Raw genomic sequence first — 2,410 nt, forward strand, 5'->3', positions numbered from 1 at the left:
CCGCTAACAACAATAACGGCTGGGTCCATTTGATGCTCGGCAATGAAATCCATCACCTGATGGCCGTCGATATCGGGCATGTTCAAATCGAGAAGAACTAGATCAAAATCATTCGCCTTGAGTGCTTCGCACGCATTGATTCCTCCAAGCGCTGTTGATACACGAAAGCCCTCGGACGTAAGCAAGGTTTCAAGGCTGGTCAGTAATCGATGTTCATCGTCAACGACCAGTATTTTTGCTCGTTCAATATCCAGGTTCGCCACCTGTTTTGACTTTATGATCTTCATTCTAGTTGTCAACCGTTCGCACTATAGTAGTTTGTTGTGCACATCTATCCAGTTTTTAGCCTTTATGAGCGTTTTAATAGTTATGTTGCTGCCCTAGCTACCTGGCAGCAAGACTTGAAACTGGGTGCCCGTTTTACCGCTCCTGCATGTGATTGTTCCTCGTGCTTCCGTTACGAGATTTTTTGTAATACTTAAGCCAAGACCTGAGTGTCCAGTCCCTTTGGTAGTAGAGATAGGAGAGAACAAGTTTTGCTGTACTTGTAATGGAATGCCTGGGCCATTATCTTCGACTCGAACTTCGGTGAACTTTTTGCCGTTGACATTCACATTTCCACGCGTAGTTATGCTGATTTTACCACCCTCGGGCAGCGCCTCTACAGCATTCTTTATAAGGTTAGTTAATATTTGCCTGAAGCTGTTTCTACTAATCGGATGCACTTTAAGGCTAGTGTCCTGCTCGAATTCGTACCCAATTCGCTTGGCCAAGAAGAGTGAATTTTTGTACAGAGTTAGTAGATTTTTAATCTCAAGGTTAATTTCAGCATGATCTTCGTTACCGCGTTTGTCCTGCTCGATGTCGCGGAGTCGAAGAATGATGTCGCTAGCGCGCTCGAGCTCTTCTTTTAATACAGTGAGCTCTTCTTTTACGTCATGTTGGTCAGAGAGCTTCGATGACAGGCTCGCCAAATAATTATTGATGATGCTGAGGGGGTTGTTTGCCTCATGCGCAATCTCTCTGACTTTTGCGCTTAGGGCGCTTATTTCCGCGTTCGTTTGCAAGGGCACGCTTACAGCTTCAATGTAAAGGCATTGATCTGTCAGCTGTCGTATCAATAAGTCTAGAAAGCTAGGATGAATTTGTTCTTTTTTGGAATGAAGGCTGGCCACAACCACGCAGATAACTCGGCTTTGATCGCGTATCGGCATGCAGAGCATACCTTCTGCGGCTAAATGTCTTAGAATTTGTTGGTCGGCTACGAGTGCTTCTGAGCGGTGTTGGAACGAAGAAAGAACATTGCCTTCTATCGCTGCTTTAGCGACTAAGCTGCTTCCGCGATCAACAGGAAATTGCATCGGGACCTGCTTTTGATCCTCGTCCACAAGGATAAGCTCTTCATCCTCGAGCCAAAACACAGCGCTTGTGCGCATACCAAAGAGGAGTGAAAGCGTGTAAGAAACCTGCTTCGCAAACTCGGTTTTCGTATCGCTTTTGCCAATTATGTCGTGAGATATGCTTTCTAGGCTGTGATCTCTGACCGTCTTCGCCAGATTAATATTGGCTTCTCGGTCATCAAAGGATTGAGATTCCTTTGTAGATTTGAGATTGATACCCATGCTGCTGGCGACTTCTTTTACTTCTTCATCGATTTTTCGAACAATTTCGTTAACGAGCGAAGGGTTGAGTTCAAATAGCTTTGTTCCAATTTCTGCTTGGTGTTCATGGTTCCGCTCGTCTAGTCGACTAAGCTCGCTGGAGACAAACAGGATTTTTACCAGGTGGTGTGCGCCCACTACGTCAGCGAGATTTGCATGATGATATCGAACCGCGTCGACTGAGTAGGGGCTAAGGCCCCATTGCTCAATCAATAGTGCGCTTAGCTCAGCATGATCAATGCCTAGAGAACCGAGCTCATGTTTGAAACGTGTGTTTTCGTTGGGAAACTCGCTTACCAATTCAAAATAGTCTTCGCGCAGGTGGCTTGCTAGCACCAGCTCTCCCATGTTGTGCAGTAATCCACAAAGGTAGGCCTCGTCTGGGTGAGGATAGCTGGTCAATATGGCGAGGGATTTCGCAAGCAGGGCGCAGTTGAGAGATCTTCTCCAGAATTCTTTTAGAAAGGCTTGGTCTTTATTATTGATTCCCGAAAAAAACTGGTGAATGGTTGCCGTTATAACGATGGTTTTTATGGTTTCAGTGCCCAGCACTAGCAACGCTCGGTCGAGAGACCTGACGGGCGTGCCGCGATTAAAAAAACTCGAGTTAGCCATCGAAACAACGCGAGCCGATATCGATGCATCACGGCTCACAATATCGGCGATTTCCTGAAAGGTGACGCCGTTACATTGGCAGGCATTGATAATGTCTACCAGAACGTGAGGCAGTGTCGGCAGCTTATTGAGCT

The 2,410-nt window shown here is 46.3% G+C and carries 2 protein-coding genes; both read right to left on the reverse strand.

The genetic code is table 11. The features are described 5' to 3' along the window. Positions 1 to 287 (reverse strand): response regulator (locus tag A3750_RS14125; protein WP_156498591.1); only part of this gene is annotated, 287 nt, incomplete at its 3' end. A 93-nt stretch (positions 288 to 380) separates the two neighbouring features. Next, positions 381 to 2,410, reverse strand: a 2,030-nt coding sequence (locus A3750_RS14130) for an HDOD domain-containing protein (protein ID WP_068548382.1), incomplete at its 5' end; no start/stop codon positions are given.

This window comes from Oleiphilus sp. HI0079 (assembly GCF_001635105.1).